This is a genomic window from Bacteroidales bacterium (assembly GCA_018334875.1).
In the GTDB taxonomy this organism is placed as follows: domain Bacteria; phylum Bacteroidota; class Bacteroidia; order Bacteroidales; family UBA12077; genus JAGXLC01.
Genome location: JAGXLC010000351.1, coordinates 1 through 4,232 on the forward strand (window position 1 = coordinate 1; position 4,232 = coordinate 4,232).

At 40.1% G+C, this 4,232-nt stretch carries 3 protein-coding genes; all 3 read right to left on the reverse strand.

Annotated elements, in window-relative coordinates:
• Positions 1 to 135: 135 nt before the first annotated feature.
• On the reverse strand, positions 136 to 1,695 hold the full coding sequence (locus KGY70_17885; protein ID MBS3777073.1) for a glycoside hydrolase family 28 protein: 1,560 nt from the start codon (positions 1,693 to 1,695) through the stop codon (positions 136 to 138).
• Positions 1,696 to 1,817: 122 nt separating this feature from the next.
• Positions 1,818 to 3,332, reverse strand: coding sequence for a glycoside hydrolase family 28 protein (locus tag KGY70_17890; GenBank protein ID MBS3777074.1), 1,515 nt, complete (start codon positions 3,330 to 3,332; stop codon positions 1,818 to 1,820).
• Positions 3,333 to 3,774: 442 nt separating this feature from the next.
• On the reverse strand, positions 3,775 to 4,232 hold a 458-nt coding region (locus KGY70_17895), incomplete at its 5' end, for a hypothetical protein (protein ID MBS3777075.1).

The window sequence follows — 4,232 nt, forward strand, 5'->3', positions numbered from 1 at the left end:
TGCCGGGCCAATCCGCTTATTGACTTTATTCAACCGGCTGGTCATTTATTTGTTATGATGATAGAATAATAACACTTGCCGACAATCTGCCGACAGACAATAAATTTTAATGATAAAAGCTCTTGCGCCTAGTTTTTATTCCATTACATTTTCAGGTAAATTTTCGCCCAATTCAATGTGATCAACAGGATAACCTTTTATATTAACTGCACCTGTATATTTTCCGTCTAAAAGAAAGGGCGTTTTATTAACCTGATTATCAAGATTTAAGTTTCTGACATTGAATTCAAAGACATCAGAAACTTCCATTGCCCGTTCCTTAGCGTTAATCGTTACATTTTCCAGGGTTAAATTTTTCACCCGGTATATACGGGCGCCTTCCTGCGAATTTTTAACGTCAATATTCCTGAAAGTAAAATCCTCGAGCCATTTCTCCGGCAATCCATTCATTATTATTGCATTAGGAACTCCATCAATTTGGATATCTCGAATATTGATGTTTTTGAATAACGGAGCTGCTCCTCTTGCTTCTTCGTGGTAATAGGCATTAAAATTAATCGCCGAATTATCAAGATCCTTCATCTGAATATTATGAATGTAAATGTTTTCTATCGAATTGCCTCTGCCTCTCTCTGATTTAAACCGTATGCCCCGATCGCAACCTTCAAAATAAGCATCGTGAACATATACATTTTCTATGCCGCCGGAAGTTTCACTTCCAAAAACAATTCCACCGCTTCCGGTTTGTACATCAACAGCCTTATAATTGCGGACAACCACATTTTTTGTGGGAATGCCTATTTTCAATCCTTCCTCGTTTAAACCGGACTTTAGTACAACAGCATCATCGCCTGTCTCAAAATGGTTGTATTCAATTAATACATTTTTGCAGGAGCTGGGGTTTATTCCATCTCCGTTAGGCGCCTCCTTACTCAGGACTGTAATGTCGCGAACAATAATATTCTCACAAAAAACGGGGTTGACATTCCACATGGGAGAATCCTTAAGGGTGATGCCTTCAACCAAAATATCCGAAGATTTCCAAAAAACAATAAAATTCGGCCTCATACCTTCCTCACCGGCTCCTTTACCATACTTGCGCCTGGAAAGCGGTACCTTAGTAGCCTCGATTCGGGGTGTGTGAGAATTATTTTCCGCCCATTCCCACCAGTGCCGTCCATGTCCGTTAAGCGTACCCTTCCCGGTAAGAGCAATATTTTCAACATCTCTTGCATAGATCAATGGTGAATAATTGTAGGCTTGGACCCCTTCAGGTCTTTGAAGCACAACGGGTAAATAATCTTCTTTATCTTTACTGAAATGAACCACTGCATTTTCAGCAACATGCAGGTTAATATGGCTCATCAGATGAATGGGGCCGGTCCACCATTCGCCCTCGGGTATGAGGACTTTACCCCCGCCTGCTTTATGAGCGTCTTCGATGGCCGCGTGTATGGCTTTTGTGTTTTGATCTTTCCCATCAGAGCCGGCTTCAGCGCCATAATCTTTTATATTGAATGTATTATCCGGAAATTCCGGCCTTTTTAAATCCGGCATATCAAATGGTGCATTGACCGGGGCAATCTCTTCAGGAACTTCGACAGGTTCATCCGGTGAAGTCGCGGCGGCACTCATACCAAATGCTAAAAACAATATGAGGGTTACGAAATACTTATGGATACTTGGTGTTTTCATTTTATATACCTCCAAATTTTAGATTTATAAAAGCAGATGTAATACTTATTAATGAATGTTGGATAAATATAATAAATTTAATTTAAATTAATGAAACAGCAAAAACAGTAGATTTAGACATTTCAGTTTTCCTTCTTCAGATTTTTTACATCTTCAAACAAAAAGGATGGGTTGTTGCTGGTGGGTTTTACTGCCTGAATATCTGTCAGATACAATCCGTTGATGTCATCAAAGACAAATGCAGGGCGGGCTTCGTCAGTTTTATAATCAAGCTGAACACCGTGAAATCTTAAATTATTCACATGACGGCAATAAAAACCATAAGCAGGCAACTTGCCAAACATTCGTCTTGCAGGATAACTGTCTACCTCCTCGGGAACATCACGGTGGATGAGTTCTTTGCTTCCCCCACCCTGAAAGGTAAGCCTTATATTCTCCAATGTTATATTTTCTGCTGACTGTTCAGGAACACCTGTGATGGAACAACCCACATCATCAAGTCCCGTGGCAATGATGTTGCTAAGAATGACATTTTGAAGTGAACCAACGTCCGGTATATCCATCCCTTTTTCACGGATGTATTGTTTTTCATTGGGTCTGCCCGATCCTTCAGCCAGATAAGGACGAGCGCGATCACCCAGACGTATGAAAATCCCCCCTTTAGCATTGACCATGGTAATATTTGAAATCATGACACGGTCCATGGTGCCGCCATCAACCATTTCCAATGCTATACCGGCGTTACGTACATTGTAAATGGTACAATTGGACACAGTGATATTTTTGAACCCACCCGTTGATTCTGTACCACATTTAAATGCATTGGTATGACTGCGTAAAATACAATTTGTAATGGTAATATTCTCACAATCTTTAGGTGCTGTAGCTTTTAGCACGATGGCATCATCCCCGCTGTTGATTTCGCAATCAGATATGCGCACTTTATTGCAACAATCGATGTCAATGCCATCATTATTCACATTCGCATTACTGTGTATGGTGATGCCGTCAATATTTACATTTTCACAGGCCAGATAATGCTGCACCCACATCGGAGAGTTGGTAAGGGTTATATCTCTGACTAAAACGTTTTCACATTCGATCATGCGAATCATAAAAGGGCGTTTTTTATAATTTTTTGGATCACCACCAAGCTGATAAGGCTCTTCTTCTCCTTGTCCGTCGATAACTCCCCGTCCTGTAATGGCTATATTAGTAACCTTTTCTGCATAGATGAGACTTTTATTTGTATAATTCACGTCTGTATAGGAACGAAACTCAGGTGTTTTCTCAGGAAAATGTCTTAGTTTTGTACTACCCAGCAGCACTGCTCCAGCACCAAGAGATAGGGTAACATGGCTCTTAAAAACTATTGTACCTGAAAGATACCTGCCGGCAGGAAAATATACAGTACCTCCTCCATTTGCATGGCAAGTATTGATGGCTTTTTTAATGGATTCAGTATTTAATGTTGTTCCGTCTCCTTTGGCTCCGAAATTTTCTATATTATATACAGGATCTTGGGCAGGTTGTGGGGCCGCTATGTCCTGTTTATCTTTCCCCAATACCCATGATAAGGGGAGCATAGAAAGCGTACTGCCTACTGCAATGTCTTTGATGAATTTTCGTCGTTTCATAAGCATTTTTTTAACAATTTCCAGTTTCGAATTTGTGTTTATCAAGTTCTCAATGCTATTTTATGAAAACTTAAGTGATTCTCATATCATATTACAAATCTGAAATCTACTTTGATTGAATGGCTTTTTCTATTTTCATCGCGTTATTATTGTTAAAACTAATCAGCAATTTATGGCAAATAGATTATATCATAACCTGGACAAGCCAGAACCAAACAGGATATTTTCCCTAATAAACAAGGGCTGAACTATTAGCAATATGAAAAACCATGCATGTCCAGGTTATTTATCGTACCTTATCAATCTATAAAAACATGACTGTTTTATAACAAGAAAACAAAGATATAATAATGATTTCAGCTATAGATCATTGATTTTCTGTCAAAATTCGTCAAAATGTAAATGATAAGGTACTATATATAATCTGCATTAGCCTCACTTGTCACTTATGCTCAACTTTCCTGGGTTTAATGGTTTCCACAAGATCCGGCAGATCATAATACTCAAGAGCGTCGAATATTACATGACCGATAAGGTCGTGTATTTTCGGCCTGGCAACAACATCATCGATCCAGCTTTTAATGGAGTTTTCAAGCGTGACGCTTCCGATCCGGTTATCCAGTGCAGCGGCATGCAGCACCACCGGACCTGCACGTTCTACACCAATGGTTTCGATTTCTGAGGGGTTAACATTAGACTGCTCTAACAACACATCCAGCGCCGCCATGATGTCCTCGACTCTCTGGCCCATAAGAGGACGTCCTATATCGCGGGCCAAAACTGCAACCCGGTGTTCAGTGTTGCAGTGTTTCCCATTACTCCCATGATCAGATGTTTCTCCGAAGCCACGGGCATCAATTGATAGTACTATGCGGTTTTGATTCACCAATTGTCCTCCTC

Coding starts and splice junctions, on each gene's coding strand:
- KGY70_17885 (MBS3777073.1), bottom strand. CDS start 1,695: ATGAAAACACCAAGTATCCATAAGTATTTCGTAACCCTCATATTGTTT.
- KGY70_17890 (MBS3777074.1), bottom strand. CDS start 3,332: ATGAAACGACGAAAATTCATCAAAGACATTGCAGTAGGCAGTACGCTT.